The organism is Paraburkholderia sp. CNPSo 3274, from assembly GCF_024206475.1.
In the GTDB taxonomy this organism is placed as follows: Bacteria; Pseudomonadota; Gammaproteobacteria; order Burkholderiales; family Burkholderiaceae; genus Paraburkholderia.
Map to the genome: position 1 here is coordinate 17,256 of NZ_JAMBPR010000061.1, position 16,176 is coordinate 33,431.

General features: G+C 64.1%; 13 protein-coding genes and 2 pseudogenes. 10 read left to right on the forward strand and 5 right to left on the reverse strand.

Translation table 11 applies throughout. The features are described from left to right. Positions 1 to 98 precede the first annotated feature (98 nt). Positions 99 to 572, forward strand: coding sequence for a PRC-barrel domain-containing protein (locus M3I54_RS32135; RefSeq protein ID WP_254343143.1), 474 nt, complete (start codon positions 99 to 101; stop codon positions 570 to 572). 497 nt (positions 573 to 1,069) lie between these two features. After that, complete coding sequence (locus tag M3I54_RS32140) at positions 1,070 to 1,570, forward strand: ferritin-like domain-containing protein (protein ID WP_254343144.1); 501 nt, start codon at positions 1,070 to 1,072, stop codon at positions 1,568 to 1,570. Positions 1,571 to 2,178: 608 nt separating this feature from the next. On the opposite strand, the gene M3I54_RS32145 is transcribed toward M3I54_RS32140, so the two are convergent. After that, a complete protein-coding gene (locus M3I54_RS32145; protein ID WP_254343145.1) occupies positions 2,179 to 2,355 on the reverse strand; it encodes a hypothetical protein in 177 nt (58 codons plus the stop codon). A gap of 1 nt (position 2,356) precedes the next feature. Beyond that, positions 2,357 to 2,518, reverse strand: a pseudogene (locus M3I54_RS32150) (transposase); the annotation flags it as partial. A 132-nt stretch (positions 2,519 to 2,650) separates the two neighbouring features. On the opposite strand from M3I54_RS32150, the pseudogene M3I54_RS32155 reads away from it, so the two are divergent. After that, positions 2,651 to 3,283: pseudogene (locus tag M3I54_RS32155) on the forward strand (IS110 family transposase); the annotation flags it as partial. A 495-nt stretch (positions 3,284 to 3,778) separates the two neighbouring features. After that, a complete protein-coding gene (locus M3I54_RS32160; protein ID WP_254343176.1) occupies positions 3,779 to 4,345 on the forward strand; it encodes a phosphate-starvation-inducible PsiE family protein in 567 nt (188 codons plus the stop codon). 66 nt (positions 4,346 to 4,411) lie between these two features. On the opposite strand, the gene M3I54_RS32165 is transcribed toward M3I54_RS32160, so the two are convergent. Genes M3I54_RS32165 through M3I54_RS32175 form a run of 3 tightly spaced genes read right to left on the reverse strand, consistent with a single transcriptional unit; the run spans position 4,412 to position 7,831 of the window. Continuing rightward, positions 4,412 to 5,434, reverse strand: coding sequence for an XdhC family protein (locus M3I54_RS32165; RefSeq protein WP_254343146.1), 1,023 nt, complete (start codon positions 5,432 to 5,434; stop codon positions 4,412 to 4,414). A 19-nt stretch (positions 5,435 to 5,453) separates the two neighbouring features. Then, positions 5,454 to 6,893 carry an aldehyde dehydrogenase family protein gene (locus M3I54_RS32170; protein ID WP_254343147.1) on the reverse strand — a complete coding sequence of 480 codons (1,440 nt, stop codon included), beginning with the start codon at positions 6,891 to 6,893 and terminating at the stop codon, positions 5,454 to 5,456. Then, on the reverse strand, positions 6,890 to 7,831 hold the full coding sequence (locus M3I54_RS32175) for a LysR family transcriptional regulator (protein WP_254343148.1): 942 nt from the start codon (positions 7,829 to 7,831) through the stop codon (positions 6,890 to 6,892). Before M3I54_RS32175 ends, M3I54_RS32170 begins: the two co-directional genes overlap by 4 nt. A gap of 279 nt (positions 7,832 to 8,110) precedes the next feature. On the opposite strand from M3I54_RS32175, the gene M3I54_RS32180 reads away from it, so the two are divergent. Genes M3I54_RS32180 through M3I54_RS32205 form a run of 6 tightly spaced genes read left to right on the forward strand, consistent with a single transcriptional unit; the run spans position 8,111 to position 16,175 of the window. Beyond that, a complete protein-coding gene (locus tag M3I54_RS32180) occupies positions 8,111 to 9,604 on the forward strand; it encodes a UbiD family decarboxylase (RefSeq protein WP_254343177.1) in 1,494 nt (497 codons plus the stop codon). After that, positions 9,597 to 10,211, forward strand: coding sequence for a UbiX family flavin prenyltransferase (locus tag M3I54_RS32185; RefSeq protein WP_254343149.1), 615 nt, complete (start codon positions 9,597 to 9,599; stop codon positions 10,209 to 10,211). Before M3I54_RS32180 ends, M3I54_RS32185 begins: the two co-directional genes overlap by 8 nt. Before the next feature lie 4 nt (positions 10,212 to 10,215). Further along, positions 10,216 to 13,257, forward strand: coding sequence for a molybdopterin cofactor-binding domain-containing protein (locus M3I54_RS32190; RefSeq protein WP_254343150.1), 3,042 nt, complete (start codon positions 10,216 to 10,218; stop codon positions 13,255 to 13,257). Next, a complete protein-coding gene (locus M3I54_RS32195) occupies positions 13,254 to 14,075 on the forward strand; it encodes a xanthine dehydrogenase family protein subunit M (RefSeq protein WP_254343151.1) in 822 nt (273 codons plus the stop codon). The genes M3I54_RS32190 and M3I54_RS32195 overlap by 4 nt, the downstream gene beginning before the upstream one ends. Then, a complete protein-coding gene (locus M3I54_RS32200; protein WP_254343152.1) occupies positions 14,072 to 14,608 on the forward strand; it encodes a (2Fe-2S)-binding protein in 537 nt (178 codons plus the stop codon). Before M3I54_RS32195 ends, M3I54_RS32200 begins: the two co-directional genes overlap by 4 nt. Further along, a complete protein-coding gene (locus M3I54_RS32205; RefSeq protein WP_254343153.1) occupies positions 14,601 to 16,175 on the forward strand; it encodes an AMP-binding protein in 1,575 nt (524 codons plus the stop codon). The genes M3I54_RS32200 and M3I54_RS32205 overlap by 8 nt, the downstream gene beginning before the upstream one ends. The last annotated feature ends 1 nt before the right edge of the window (position 16,176 follow it).

A 16,176-nucleotide genomic window follows, 5' to 3' on the forward strand; every position in this document is an offset into this window, starting at 1 on the left:
GGCGCGCCCTGGACACGGCTGCGCATACTGCTCGCCAAGTGGGGTGGCACACGGCATGCGCTGTAGTCGGCGCAACTCTTAACCGAAAGGAGCGCAAGATGACTATTCTCAATCCCCAAACGAGCGGTACTGGCGCACAGATCGTCGGCGGGGGTGGCGGCGAAGGCCCGGGCCCAGACGTCATGGCCGCGGCCACGCTTGACGGCAACAAGGTGATTTCCGCCGATGGCGAACATGTCGGCAAGATTTCCGACATCATGCTTGACGTGCGTAGCGGTCGCGTCGCGTACGCTGTTCTGTCCGAGGGTGGATTCCTCGGCATGGGCAATACGCTTCATGCGATTCCATGGAGTGCACTGACACTTGACACCAACGAGAAGTGTTTTCGCGTCGACATCCAGGCACAGCGTATCAAGGACGACCCTGGATTTGATAAGGATCACTGGCCGTCGATGGTTGATCCGACATGGGGCACGCAGCTGCATGATTACTACAACCGCCGCCCGTACTGGTTGGCAGCCGGCGAGCTTCCGGGACGTGATCCCGGTGTGAACAACCCGATGGACGTGTGACACCATTCAGGTTTAAGGGCGCCTCTGCATCAACAGGAGGATCGACGCGCACCTTCTGTAGAAGAGTCGTATGAGCGGCAAGTTGGGCATCGGCTTCCTTCGGTCGATGCCCGTTTTTATATCCTGACGGTCGTTACAGACCCCGCGGGTCGGTCGCGCGGCACGCTTCTGCTCTGCCGGTGGCGCCTGGTGCATGTCTGGCCCGGGCCTTCGACCTGAGAGAAGAGGCTTCATGGGAGAGATGGATCTACAGGCGGATTTCGCGACGGAGCGGCACTCAAACAGCCGTACGGGCACGCACGCGGCGCAGTTTCACGGGCTGAGATGCTAGCAGGCGCGGTCGCCATGGTCGCCTTTTCTCTCATCCTGCTCAGGTCCGATGGACGTCGGAAGAAAGCCCTGCGGACGGGAGCAGCCTCCGCGTGGCCGGGCGACCGCTGGCGTGGTCGCGGGAATAGTGGTTGCGCTTCACACGTCGCCCAACCATGGAGGCAATCATGAGCCAGAGAAAGACGGTCGACGACCTTTTCGTCCACATGCTGTCGGACATCTACAGCGCAGAAAAACAGCTGACTCGTGCGCTAGGGAAGCTTTCGCGCACCGTTAGCGACCCGGAACTTGCGGAGGCATTCAAGACTCACCTGGAAGAAACGCGGGGGCAGATCGAGCGGATCGACAAGGTTGTCGAAGTGACGGGACTGCGCCTCAAACGCATGAAATGTGTCGCGATGGAAGGCCTTATCGAGGAAGCGGATGAACTGATCGAGGAAATCGAAAAGGGTCCCGTTTTGGACGCAGGGCTCATCGCGGCAGCACAAAAGGTCGAGCACTACGAGATCGCTGCATATGGCAGTCTGTGTGCGCTCGGCAAACTGCTCGGTCACAGCGAGGCGGTGAATCTGCTCAAGGAAACGCTTGAGGAAGAAAAGGCTACCGATCTGAAGCTCTCAAAGTTTGCCGAGACGGCGGGTAACGCCAGGGCGGCAGAAAAAGCGTAGCCAGCGGGCCGGAAATTCCATCTGCTGGTTTAAATCTGTTAGCAATCCAAATTGTCAGGTCTGGCAAAAATACTGGAGATCCTCCGCCGTCGAGGGAGTTGCCCCGGACCTTGTTCGGCGGCTTCTGCGATACTAGGCAGCAGTCCGACTTCCCGCGCCCGTCGCTCATCGTGGTACGCCCTCAGGCTTCACGATGCGCACTGCGTTCAACGCTTCCCAGCGCGACACAGCAGGGCACGGGATCTCCCGGTTCCCGTGCAAGGTGTTTCCGCACGCGCTCAGGGTCTCCGACTGCGCGGGATCCGGGATTGCCTTGCCAATACGGCAATCCCGGCGTGGCTTTCGGCAAGCGCCAAGTGCCTCGGCACCCCGATCAGCCCGCGCCTTTCGGCGCGGGGAATGGATTTCGCAGCTCGATACCTGGCCCAGGCGTACCTCTGCCAACGCTTCGCCTGCGTCCCTACGGACGCAGGCGCATGACTCGAGGCCGTCGTGGCTGGCTAGGCCTTCAACGCCTTACTCTTTCATTCACCACATTTTGCCGATGTTGACCGGTGCACGGACACTATCATTTCGCATCTTCGCTACGCCGCGCCTGACTGGCGACGTCAGGCACGATTGGTGACTCCCTGGTTCGCGTCCAGGTTGATCCACGCATTGCCGTCGCCACCGTCCACCGCCGGTTCGCCTTGCTGCATTTCCTGACCGCTGCCGCTATTCCACGGCGCGGCCACGTCTCCGCCGCCGTGCGACATCTTGTAGTAGACGTTCGCGAATCTGGCCACAGGCGGCCGCTTGCCCGGCGGAAAGTTGATGGGGAGTCATCCAGTTCCCTAACGTCGCCACTGGCACCCCAAGCCTGCGCGCAGCCTCATGCTGCCCGACTGACTCGGCAAGCCTGACAGCCTCGACCTTGAATTCGTCCGTGTATTGCCGTTTCCGTAGAACTCGATAACGTTGTCACCGACTTGGCCCCGCAGTGACGGGATCTGCGCCGGACGAATTGACACTAATGGGATGGTCCCTCCCGCCCCCTCGAGCGCGTAAGCTTCCGAAATCCCAAACCGTTTGGAGACCATCATGGACACGGTGACGCTGGTTGGAATAGATCTCGGCAAACACACATTCCACTTGCATGGCCAGGACAAACGTGGGGAAGCCGTGTTCCGCAAGAAGTTGAGCCGGAAGCAACTGGTTGAGTTCTTCTCCACGTTTCACCCGTGCACCGTGGCAATGGAGGCTTGCGCCGGCGCTCATCATACTGCTCGCCTACTCGCCGCTTTCGGCCATAACGTCAAGCTGATCTCGCCGCAATTCGTGCACCCGTTCGTCAAATCGAACAAGAATGATTTCGTCGACGCAGAAGCTATCTGTGAGGCCGCTTGCCGACCGGCGATGCGTTTTGTGACACCGAAGACTGAATCCCAGCAAACGCTTTCGACGCTGCATCGTGTTCGTGAATCGCTGGTCAGGGATCGTACCAAGGCCGTCAACCAGATACATGGGTTCCTGCTCGAGTTCGGCGTTAGCTTGCCCGTTGGATCTGCAACGATCAGGCGTCTACCGGCCGTCCTTGCGGAGCATCCGTTGCCGCCAAAGCTCGTAGCGATCATTGAGCGTTTGCGTCTTCACGTTAAGTATCTCGAAGAGCAGATTGGTCAGCTCGAGAGAGGCATCGCGCGCCAAGTCTCGGACGATGAGGTTGGAAGGCGCGCCGCAAAGCTGCTCTTCGGAGAAACGCCCAAAAGGCTACAGGGGCCTGAACATCTCCAGGCCAGTCCGTATCGAATTTAAAGCCGGTGTCCGCGGTTGATGATCCGCGAGGCCTCCCAAGACCTGCATAAATCGTATGAGATGTTGACGGCCGGTCGACGCATCCTGGGTGGGGCGGGTGGTGACGCAATCCCTGTGGCGCCGCCAAAATGGCGTATTCCATATTGCGCTCGTTGGGGTACAGTGCATGGACCTGCTGCTTCAGGCTGAGTACCTCTTCGAACAGATGACAGGAACGGGTATCAGAATCGCGAGATAGTTCGACCTCGGTTATCGATAACTGAATATGTCAGTATCCACAAAGAAGCCGCGCAAACGCGAAGGACCGTAGCCTGTGCGTTACGCGACCGTCGGATGGACTGTGCACGGCGCATGTGCAATCCATGCACGTGCGGTGCGCTCGCGGCGCAGCGACGGCCCTCCGGGAGTCTAATCATGGAAAGTAAGAGAAGCTGGCTACGCAAGGATCTCGATGCGTTGCGTCTGCAGTGGGACATGCTCAGCTTTTATGAACGATTCGAGCAGCTTGTCGTGCATGTGCTGAGCGTCGTGATTTCCGTCATTATCCTCGTGTCGCTCTGGCAGTTGATTCACGCCGTGATTGCATTGCTGGTTTCGGACGCGCTGAACCCGCTGGATCACGCGGTGTATCAAACCATCTTCGGTATGGTCATGACACTGCTGATCGCGATGGAATTCAAACATTCGATTACGCGGGTGATGGCGCGGCGCGATCACATCGTGCAGGTCAAAACGGTGCTTCTGGTTGCGCTGCTGGCTATCGCCCGGAAATTCATCATTCTCGATCCCGCCAGTGCGCCCGCCCAGATCGCGGCGCTTGCATTTGCGCTGGTGGCACTGGGGAGCGTCTACTGGCTGATGCGGCAGCGTGATGACCCGGTCGACGCGGCGACCGCCGCGCAAGCGGAGCATGATCGAGTGATGCACGCGCGGCAACAGCAAGGCGGACCGCCCCGCGAAGGCGGCCAGACCGACAATTGACCTGAGTTGCCGCGCTCGTCACGTGATGAGCGCGTAAGCTTCAGGCAAAATTCTTTTCTGCTCCGCTTACAAGGCGCCACAGCCCACCGCGTTGCCCGCCATCTCGCGGACCGCCTTAGCGCCTTCGACCCGTAGCAGTTCCGGCAACGACACGCCATTTTTCGCGGCCGTCAATTCGGCCAGTATCGACAGGGCGATCTCCAGCGGCGTCCGGCTGCCGATGTAGATGCCCACCGGTCCGTGCAGGCGCGCGAGTTCTTCATCGTTGAGATCGAACTCCTTCAAGCGCTTGCGCCGCGCCGCGTTATTGCGACGCGAACCGGGCGCACCCACATAGAACGCAGGCGTTTTCAGCGCTTCCATCAGCGCGAGATCGTCGAGCTTCGGATCGTGCGTCAGCGCGATCACCGCACAGCGTTCGTCGAGCTTCATGTCCATCACGGTGTCGTCGGGCATGGTGCGAACGATGGTCGTGCCCGGCAGGTTCCACTCGTCCGTATATTCCTCGCGCGGATCGCACACCGTGACCTGATAATCCAGCCCCACCGCGATGCTGCACAGATAGCGCGACAACTGTCCCGCGCCGATCACCAGCATCCGGTAACGTGGCCCATGGATAGTCAGCAGCGTCGTCCCGTCGAAGAGGACGCCGTCCGTCGCCTGCGCGGGTTCGAGGCGCGCAGCGCCCGTCGCCATGTCGAGCGTGCGCGCGACGAGCCTGCCTGCCTCCACCGTTGCACACAGCTCGGCGATACCGCTCGCAAGCGTCAACGGCTCCAGCACGAGCTGAATGGTGCCGCCACAAGGCAGGCCGAAGCGATGCGCCTCTTGCGCGCTGACGCCGTACTTCAACGCCTGCGGCCTTTCCTGTTCGATGCCTCGCTGCCGCACGCGATCGATCAGATCGTCTTCGATGCATCCGCCCGACACCGACCCGACCACATGCCCATCGGCGCGCACGGCGAGCATCGCGCCTACGGGACGCGGCGACGATCCCCATGTCTTCACCACCGTCACCAGCAGCACGCGATGCCCGTCTGCCAGCCATCGCGCGCTGCTTTTCAGGACTTCGAGATCCACGCTATCCATTGACTCGCCTCCCTGCCATTCACCGCAACGGCGCGATATGTTCCGCAACGCCGGCCGGCATGCAGATGTGCTTGATTTCCGTGAAGTCGGCGAGGGCATCGTAGCCGTGCAGCCGACCCAGTCCGCTTTGGCGATACCCGCCCGTTTCGGCTTCGGCGAAAAGCTTGTTGTGGTCATTGATCCACACAGTGCCGTTGCGCAGCGCACGCGCGACGCGGAACGCGCGCGCTCCGTCGTGCGTCCATACGCTTGCCGAGAGACCGAAGACCGTGTCGTTGGCTTTGTCGATCGCTTCCATTTCGTTCGCAAAGACTTCCAGCGTGACGAACGGGCCAAAGATCTCGTCCTGACAGAAGAACGCCTTGGGATCGCCGTGTTCGACGAGCGTCGGCGACAGAAACGCATGCCCCGAGCAAGTGCCTCGCAGCAGCACGCGCTCGGCCATCCCGCACGCGCGCTCGATCGTCCGTTGCACCGCATCGCGCGTCGTGCCGTCGATGAGCGCGCCGATATCCGTTGCCGGATCGATGCCCGGTCCGACCCTCAGCGACGCTAGCGCCGATGTGAGGTGCTCGCGCATCTCCGTGGCGCGCGACGCATGAACCAGCACCCGGCGCGCCGCCGTGCATTGCTGCCCGGAGATGATCGTCGCGGCGCGCGCGAGACGCGGCGCTATCGCCGCAATATCGGCATCGTCGAAGACGACGCAGCATGACTTGCCGCCAAGTTCGAGCGACAGCTTCTTCATGCTGTCGGCAGCGGCCGCCATGATCTTCTTGCCCGTTGCCGTCGATCCCGTGAAGCTCACCACATCGACGTCGTGAGAATCCACGAGCCGCTGGCTGGCCGCGTGTCCCCGTTCGTTGACGAGGTTCACCGCGCCTTCAGGCAACGCCGTGCGTTCGAAGCAGCGCAACATCGCGGCCGTGAGCAGCGACGTCTGTGCCGCCGGTTTGACGATCGCCGTGCAGCCGGCCGCCAGTGCAGGCGCGAGCGAGCGCACGAGCAGCACGGCGGGTGCATTCCACGGCACGATGATCGCCGCAACGCCGGCCGCTTCGCGCAGCATCGTCGATATCGTGCCCGGTTCCGGTTCGAGCACGTGCCCGGCAATATGCCGCGCGAGCCCCGCGTAATAGCGTACTTCCGATATCGCGCCCGCAATCTCGCCGCGCGATTGCGCGATCGCCTTGCCGTTTTCGCGCGTGAGCAGCGTCGCGAGCATGTCGCGTTCGGCTTCGAGCGCTGAAGCCCAGCCGAGCAACACGTCCTGGCGCAGGCGCGCGTCCTGCGCCCATGCCGTGTGATCGAACACGTGCCGAGCAGCGGCGATGGCGGCATCGGCTTCGATCGCGCCGCCGTCGGCGAACTGGCCGACGGCCTCGCCAGTCGCGGGATCGATGCTGTCGACGTTGGGCATCCCCGTCCATTCGCCGGCAATCCAGTGTCGTGCATTCATGCTGAGCGTTCCTTCGTGTCGTTTGAGGGCTCGTCACCCGTAATGGTCGACGCCCGATGCAACTCGTCGCCGATGGTCGCGATCAACGCCTCCGCCGCCGCGCTCAATGGGCGGCGCGGATGGCTCACGCAGAGAATGTGCCGGACGATACGCGGCGCGAGGATCGGGCACGCGCGCAAGGTGCCGTGCCGCGCGGCACGCTCGACGACGATGCGCGGCAGGATCGTCGCGAAGCGCGTGTGCTCGACGAGCTTGAGAATCGTCGAGAGCGCGTCGATCTCGAAGCGCGGCGCGAGCAAAACGTCCTCGTGTTGCGCCGCGCTGTCGAGCACGCCGCGCAGGCCGTGGCGCTTCGTCGGCAGCACCAGTTCGAGTTCGGGCAATTGCGCGAGTTCGATTGCATGGGGCAAGTCGGGACCATGCGCGGCGCTGGTGGCAAGCACCATCTCTTCGTCGAGCAGCGGGCGCGAGTCGAGCGAAAGGCGCGCTCGCGGCTTGTTGATGATGGCGGCATCGAGCTGGCCGCCCGCCACCCAGTCGATGAAGGTCGCGCTGTAGCCATCGGCGACGGTGACTTCGACATCGGGGTAACGCGCGTGAAAGCGCGACAGCGAATCCGCGAGCACGCTTTCCGTCACCGATGCGATCAGCCCGATGCCGACATGCCCCGTCACCACTTCGTCGCGCTGCACGAGTTGCTGCCGCGCGTGGGCAAGGTCGCGCATGATCGGTAAAAACAGGCGGTACATCAGCCGTCCGGCGGCGGTTGGCGCCATGCCGTCTGCGCCGCGCTCGAACAGTTGCTGATGTAGTTCGTCCTCGAGCTTCGCGATCTGCATGCTCAAGGCCGGTTGCACGATGTTCAGCCGCTTCGCGGCGCGCGTGACCGAGCCGTCCTCGAACAGCGCGATGAAGTACCGGATTTGCTTGAGGTCCATGTTCCCTCGGGGCATCAGCGACGCTAATGGGGTGCGGTGACATTATCACCCTGCGTTCGTCGACGGTGCAGGGCGGCTTATCGTGGCGCGCCCTTCCGTAAGGGCGTGCGCGAGCGGTCTATTCATACGTAACTGTAAGAACGCTGTCATCCGGGCTAACACGGATATAAGAACGAATGATTCGTCGCATCAGTAAACAGTATTAGATGTTATGGCGCGATCTCGCTACGCTTCATCCCATGCGCTTGCCATGGCAGGCGCTCACAGATGGAGACGATGATGAACACACGCGATGCCGCAACGCACGGCATTCCCTCATTCGCCTGGGCACGGGATCACGCCGACACCGGCTCGCTGTCGCTGCGCGACTGGCTCGCGCATCTCGCGAAAACCGGTCGTGTCGCCACGATCGACAAGCCCGTCGCGCTCGAGCACGAACTCGCCGCCATTGCGAAGCGGCTCGACGGCGAACAAGCTGCTTTTTTCACGCAGCCGCACGGACATGCGATGCCCGTCGTGAGCGGCTTCATGTCGAAGCGCGCGTGGATCGCGGAAGCGATGGGCGTCGATGAATCCGCGTTGCTCGCGCGTTTTTCCGCTGCAGCCGCCGCGCCGCTCGCATCGAAACTGATTCAACGTGAGGACGCGCCCTGTCAGCAAGTGGTACATACGAGCGGCATCGATCTTCACGCGCTGCTGCCCATTCCCACCCACAGCGAACACGACAACGGCCCGTACATCACCGCCGGTCTCGTGATCGCGCGCAATCCGCGCACCGGCGTGCAGAACGTCTCGATCAACCGCATTCAGGTGCACGGCCCCGATCGCATGGCGATCCTGCTGCTGCCGCGCCATCTCTACGCGTTTCAGCGCGCAGCCGAAGAAGCGGGCGATGCGCTCGACGTCGCCATCGTGATTGGCGTCGATCCCCTGACGATGCTCGCGTCGCAAGCGATCACGCCGATCGATCACGACGAACTCGAAATCGCGGGCGCGCTGCACAGTGCGCCGCTGCCTGTCGCGCGATGCATGACGAACGGCGTGCACGTGCCGGCGTTTGCGGAGATCGTCATCGAAGGGCGCATTCTGCCGAACGTGCGCGAGCCGGAAGGTCCGTTCGGCGAATTTCCGAAGTACTACAGCGCTAAGGAAGCACGCGAAGTCATCGAAGTGACGGCCGTCACGCATCGGCGCGATCCGATCTTTCATACGATCGTGCCCGCGGAAATGGAGCATCTGCTGCTCGGCGCGATTCCGCGCGAAGCCACGTTGCTCGCGCATCTTCAGCGCAGCCATCCTGCCGTGAGGGACGTGCATCTGTCGGTGGGCGGCGTGTGCCGCTATCACCTGTGGGTGCAATTCGACAAGAAGCGCGAAGGCGAAGCGAAGAACGTCATCCTGTGCGCGTTCGGCGCGCATTACGACATCAAGCAGGTCGTCGTCGTCGATGCCGATGTGGACGTGCACGATCCCGCCGAAATCGAATGGGCGATCGCGACGCGCTTCCAGGCAGACCGCGATCTCGTCGTAATAGCGGGCGCGCAAGGCTCGCCGCTCGATCCATCGACGACGGTCGGTCAGCCCGACGATGCGCCGTCGCATCTGCAAGGCGTGAGCGCGAAGATGGGCCTCGATGCGACGCGCCCCGTCGTGTATCCCGCGCATGTGTTCACGCGCGTGCACATACCGGGGCAAGACACGGTCGATCTGCACGCACTCGTCGCCGCTGACAACAGCGCGTTCGACGCCTATTTGTCGCGCGATCATGGCTGAACGAAAGAAGCGCATCGTCGTCGGCATTTCGGGCGCAAGCGGCGCGGTGATCGGCGTGCGTTTGCTCGCCGCGTTGCGCCGGCTCGGCACGCACGAGACGCATCTCATCGTGTCGTCGTCGGGCGCGGTGACGGCCGCACAGGAACTCGGCTTCGCGCGTGGTGATCTCGAAGCCGTTGCCGATGTCGTGTACAACGTGCGCGATATCGGCGCGGCCGTGGCGAGCGGATCGTTTCTGACCGAAGGCATGGTGATCGCGCCATGTTCGATGAAAACGCTCGCGGGCGTCGCGAACGGCTTCGCGGACAACCTGCTGACGCGTGCCGCCGATGTGATGCTCAAGGAGCGCCGCCGCCTCGTGCTGGTCGCGCGCGAAACGCCGCTCAATCTCGCGCATCTGCGCAACATGACGCTCGCCACGGAAATGGGCGCGATCGTGATGCCGCCGGTGCCCGCGTTCTACGCGCATCCGCAGACTATCGAGGACGTGGTCGACCACACGGTCGGGCGCATTCTCGATCTGTTCGGCATCGAGCACGACGAGATTACGCGCCGCTGGAGCGGTCTCGCAGATGAATTCGGCGGCCGCGCCGCACTTGAGGAGTAACGTCATGAATCAGCGCGAAACCGCATTTGCCGACATGGACGCGCGCGTCGCCGGCAAAGAGATGCGCGAAGCGACCGCACCGCAGCGTCACATCGGACGCCCGATGGAGCGCCTCGAAGACCCGGCGATCCTGACGGGCCGTGGCCGTTATGGCGACGACATCGCTGTCAAGCCGGGCACGCTGCACGCCGCGATTCTGCGTTCGCCGCACGCGCACGCGGACATCCTTTCGATCGATACGCAAGCCGCGTCGAAACTCGCGGGCGTGCGCGCCGTGCTCACGCGCGACGATTTGCGTCCGTGGTCGCGACCGTTCGTCGTCGGCGTGAAGTCGCCGATGGAACAGTGGGCGCTCGCGATGGACCGCGTGCGCTACGTCGGCGAGCCGGTCGCGGTCGTGATGGCCGAATCGCGTGCGCTCGCGGAAGACGCGCTCGATCTGATCAAGGTCGACTACGCGATGCTCGATCCCGTGACGTCGATCGAACAAGCCGCGAAGGACGACGCGCCGGTGCTGCACGAACGCGTCGGCAGCAATGTCATCAGCGACCGGCATTTCCGCTACGGCGAGCCGGAAGCGGCCTTCGAGCGCGCGCCGAATCGCGTGAAGCTGGTCGCGCATTATCCGCGCAACACGTGCGCGCCGATCGAGTGCGGCGTGGTCATCGCCGAGTATCTTTCGGGCGACGAAGGCTACGACGTCACGTCGAATTTCATGGGGCCGTTCTCGCTGCACGCCGTCATGGCAATGGCGTTGAACGTGCCCGCCAATCGCCTGCGTCATAAGGCCCCACGCGATTCCGGCGGCAGCTTCGGCGTGAAGCAGGCCGTGTTTCCGTATGTCGTGCTGATGTGCCTCGCGTCGCGCAAGGCGGGCGCGCCGGTGAAGTGGGTCGAGGATCGGCTCGAACACCTGAGCGCGGCGACATCGGCGACGGCGCGTGTTTCAACGATAGAAGCGGCCGTCGAAGGGGATGGCCGCATCGTCGCGCTGTCCTACGATCAGTTGGAAGACGTCGGCGGCTACGTGCGCGCGCCCGAGCCCGCGACGTTCTACCGGATGCACGGCTGCCTGACGGGCGCGTACGCGATCCCGAATCTGCTCGTGCGCAATCGCGTCGTGCTGACGAACAAGACGCCGACGGGGCTCGTGCGCGGCTTCGGCGGGCCGCAGGTGTACTTCGCGCTTGAGCGGCTTATCCAGCGCATCGCGATCGAACTGAAGCTCGATGTGCTCGACGTGTATCGCCGCAACTTCGTTCCCGCCGATGCGTTCCCGTATCGCGCGGCGGCGGGCGCGCTGCTCGATTCGGGCAACTATCAGGAAGCGCTGCGCCGTTCACTCGACGAAGGCGGATACCGGGAACTTGTTGCGCGCCGTGACGCCTTGCGCAACGAAGGGCGGCTGTATGGCATCGGCTTCGCGGCGATCGTCGAGCCGTCGGTATCGAACATGGGCTACATCACGACCGTGATGCCCGCCGACGCACGCAGGAAGGCCGGGCCGAAGAACGGCGCGATCGCGAGCGCGACCGTCAGCGTCGATCTGCTCGGTGGCGTGGTCGTCACGATCGCATCGACGCCAGCGGGCCAGGGCCACATGACGGTGTGCGCGCAAGTCGTCGCCGATGTGCTCGGGCTCGATCCGAAGGACATCGTCGTCAACGTCGAATTCGATACGCACAAGGACGCCTGGTCCGTCGCGGCGGGCAATTATTCGAGCCGCTTCGCGGGCGCGGTGGCGGGCACGGTGCATCTGGCCGCGACGCGCGTGCGCGACAAGCTCGCGCGCGTGCTCGCGAAGCAGTTCAACTGCGCGCCCGGCGACGTGCGCTTCGAAGGCGCGCGCGTCTTTGCGCACGACGCCGAAGACCGCGCGCTGCCGTTCGCGCGCGCCGCGAGCAATGCACCGCACTGGGCGCCCGCGCTGTTGCCCGAGGGCGAAGAGCCGGGCCTGCGCGAAACCGTGTTCTGGTCGCCGCCGCACATGGATGCGCCCGACGAACAGGACCGCATCAATACATCGGCGGCGTATGGCTTCGCGTTCGACATGTGCGGCGTCGAAGTGGATCGCGTGACGGGACGCGTGCGCGTCGACCGATATGTGACCGTGCACGACGCGGGCACCATCCTCAATCCCGCACTCGCCGATGGCCAGATTCGCGGCGCGTTCGCGCAAGGCGTCGGCGCGGCGCTGATGGAAGAGTTCCGCTACGGCGCGGACGGCAGCTTCCAGTCCGGCACGCTCGCCGACTATCTGATGCCGACGACCTGCGAAGTGCCCGATCCGCTGATCGTGCATCTGGAGACGCCTTCGCCTTTCACGCCGCTTGGCGCGAAGGGTCTCGGCGAAGGCAACAACATGAGCACGCCGCCGTGCATCGCGAATGCGGTGGCGGACGCGCTCGGCGTCGAAGACATTCGCCTGCCGCTCACGCCGCCCAGAGTGATGGCGATGATCGGCATGGACGATCCCGAACCGTCGCGGCCGGAATATCGCGAAGCGCCCGCCACGAAGCCCGCGACGCCCGGCGGCGGACGCGCACTGACGGCGCAGGGCGCTGTCGATCTGCCCGCGACGCCCGAAGCTGTGTTCGCCGTGCTGCTCGATCCGAAGGCACTCGCGAACGTCATTCCCGGCTGTCACGCGCTCGAAGAGACGGCGCCGAACCAGTATCGCGCGGACGTGACGGTGGGCGTCGGCATGATCAAGGCGCGCTTCGAGGCGCGTATCGGCTTGTCGGAGATCGATGCGCCGCGCCGCCTGCGACTCGCTGGCGCGGGGATCTCGCCGCTCGGCAGCGCCCGCGGCAGCGGTCTCGTCGAACTGACGCCGCAGGGCAGCGGCACGCGCCTCACGTACGACTACGACGCGCAGGTGTCAGGCAAGGTCGCGGCGGTTGGCGGCCGGATGCTCGAAGGCGCGGCGAAGGTGGTGCTCAGGCAATTGTTCGAATCGCTCGGCCGGCAGGCGGCGGGCAAGCCCGTGCAAGCGCACGGATCGTGGATCGCGAGACTCCTCGCACGTTTCAGGAGACACGCATGAAGCCCGCACCGTTCGATTACCTGCGCGCGATGACCGCGCAAGACGCGCTCGACGCGCTCGCGCAATACGGCGAAGAAGCGCGCGTGCTGGCGGGTGGCCAGTCGCTGATGGCCGTGCTCAACATGCGGCTCGCGCAGCCGAAGGTGCTCGTCGATATCTCGCGCACCGCCGAACTCGATGCCGTGCGCGTGGACAAGCAGGCGGGGCATCTCGTCGTGAACGCCGCGGCGACGCAAGGCAGCGTCGAATGGCGCAGCACGCTCACCGACGAAGCGCCGCTGCTCGCGATGGCCTTCCCGCATATCTCGCACTTTCAGATTCGCAATCGCGGAACCGTGTGCGGATCGATCGCGCATGCGGACCCGAGCGCGGAGTTGCCGCTCGTGCTTTCCGCGCTTGGCGGCGACGTGATGCTGCGCTCGCGAAAGAGGCGGCGCACGCTCGCCGCGCAGGACTTCTTTCAGGGAATGCTGATGACCGCGCGCGAGCCCGACGAACTCGTCGAAGCGGTGCGCTTCCCGCTGCGCAAGGCAGGCGAGCGCTACGCGTTCGCGGAATTTTCCGCGCGACACGGCGATTTCGCGATCGCCGCGTGCGCGGCCGTGGTCACCGACGAGTCGATCCGTATTGCAGTCGGCGGCGTCGCGGACCGGCCGGTGACGGAGCAATGGCCGCGTCTGCAGGGCGACGACCTGCGCGGCGCACTGAACGATTTGAGCTGGAAACTGAACGCGCAGGACGATGCGCACATCAGCGCGAAATATCGCCGGAATCTGGTCCGGCGACTCGGATGGCGCGTGATCGAGGAGGCAAAGTGAGCAAGATGTCGGGCACCATCATGCGGCACGGCAAAGCGCAGCGCATCGCGCTGACGCTGAACGGCCGCGAACGAAGCGGCTATTGCGAGCCGCGCGAACTGCTGTCGGACTTTATCCGGCACGAACTCGGCGCGACGGGCACGCACGTCGGCTGCGAACACGGCGTGTGCGGCGCCTGTACCGTGCAGGTCGATGGCGTCGCGGCGCGCTCGTGCCTGATGCTCGCGGTGCAGGCCGATGGGCGGCATATCGATACCGTCGAAGGCCTTGCGCCCGATCAGACGCTTGGCGACCTGCAGCAGGCGTTCCAGCGGCATCACGCGCTGCAATGCGGCTTCTGCACGGCGGGCATTCTGATGTCGTGCGCGGATTATCTGCGGCGCGTGCCGGATCCGTCCGAACAGCAAGTGCGCGAGATGCTCTCGGGTCATATCTGCCGCTGTACGGGCTACACGCCCATCGTGGCCGCGGTGCTCGACGTGGCCGCGCGCCGCCGGGCCGAGGCAAGCACGAAGGAGGTCGAACATGCTTGATCTCGGACGCACGTTCCTGCAAAGCGTCGAGCGCAGTCCGAACGCGCTCGCGCTCGTCGATGGCGATGTGCAACTGACGTACGCGCAGTGGCATCGCATGATCCTGAATGTCGCCGATGGCCTGCGCGAGCTCGGCCTGCAACGCGGCGACCGGCTGCTCGTCGTGCTGCAAAACCGCTGGGAGATGGCGACGCTGCATTGGGCCGGACAGTTTGCGGGCATCGTGATCGTGCCGCTCAACTGGCGCGCGAAGCCGGAAGAAGTCGACTACTGCGTGACCGACGCGGGGGCGAAGGCGATCGTCTACGAACCCGTCAGCGCCGATTCCGTCGCGCAGAGCGCCGCCGCGCAAAACGTGCCGCGCGTCGGACTCGACGATGCACCCGGCCGCACCACCGCCTTCGATGCGCTCATCGTCGAACGAACACGCAGCGGCGACGTGACCGACACGACGCACGCCACCGCCGACGACATCTCGCTGTTCCTTTACACGTCGGGCACGACGGGCAAAGGCAAGGGCGTGCCGCGCCGGCATCGGCATGAACGCGCGGGCGCGCTCGCGCACGTCGCGCAGAACCTGTACAGGCGCGGCGAACGCACGCTCGGCGTGATGCCGCTCTATCACACGATGGGCGTGCGCTCGCTGCTCGCGATGGCGCTCGTCGATGGCCTTTTCGTCTGCGTGCGGCGCTGGAACGCGAAGCTCGCGCTCGAATGCATCTCGAAGCACGCGCTCACCTGCCTCTATCTCGTGCCGACGCTCTATCACGATCTGCTCGCCGACAGCGCGTTCGCGAGCACGGACACGTCGTCGGTCAGAAAGCTCGGATTCGCGGGCGCACCGATGAACGACGGCCTGCTCAAGCGCCTCTCGGCCGCGTTCGAGCCGGAGCTCTTTGTCAATCACTACGGCTCGTCCGAGGTCTACACGTTCAGCATCGACCAGGACGCGACAAAGAAGCCCGGCAGCGCGGGCCGCGCGGGCATCAATACGCGGCTGCGCGTCGTGAAGCTCGATGCGCTCTCGCCCGATGAGATCGCCGAAGTCGGCGAAGAAGGGCAGATCATCGTGGACCTGCTCGGCGACGAAGCGTTCGAAGGCTACTGGAACCGTCCGGACGCCAACGCGAAGTCGCTGCGCGACGGCTGGTACTTCACCGGCGACACCGGCTACTTCGATACCGACGGCGATCTCTACGTGACCGGCCGCGTCGACGACATGATCATCAGCGGCGGAGAAAACATCTCGCCGGTGGATATCGAATCGGTGTTGTCGCTGCATCCTGCCGTCGACGAAGTCGCGGTCGCGGGCATCAAGGACGAGCGCTGGGGCCAGCGTGTGGTTGCATTCATCAAGCGCCGCGAGTACGTCGATTCCGACTCGCTCGATGCATGGTGCCGCCAGTCCGACCTCGTCAACTTCAAGCGCCCGCGCGATTACGTCTTCGTCGACGACATCCCGAAGTCGCCGGTCGGCAAGATTCTGCGCCGCAAGCTGCAAGCGGGCGAGTACACGCCCGATTCGAAAGCGCAGGCCGCGCAACCTACAGCAACCACCAAGGAGTAAC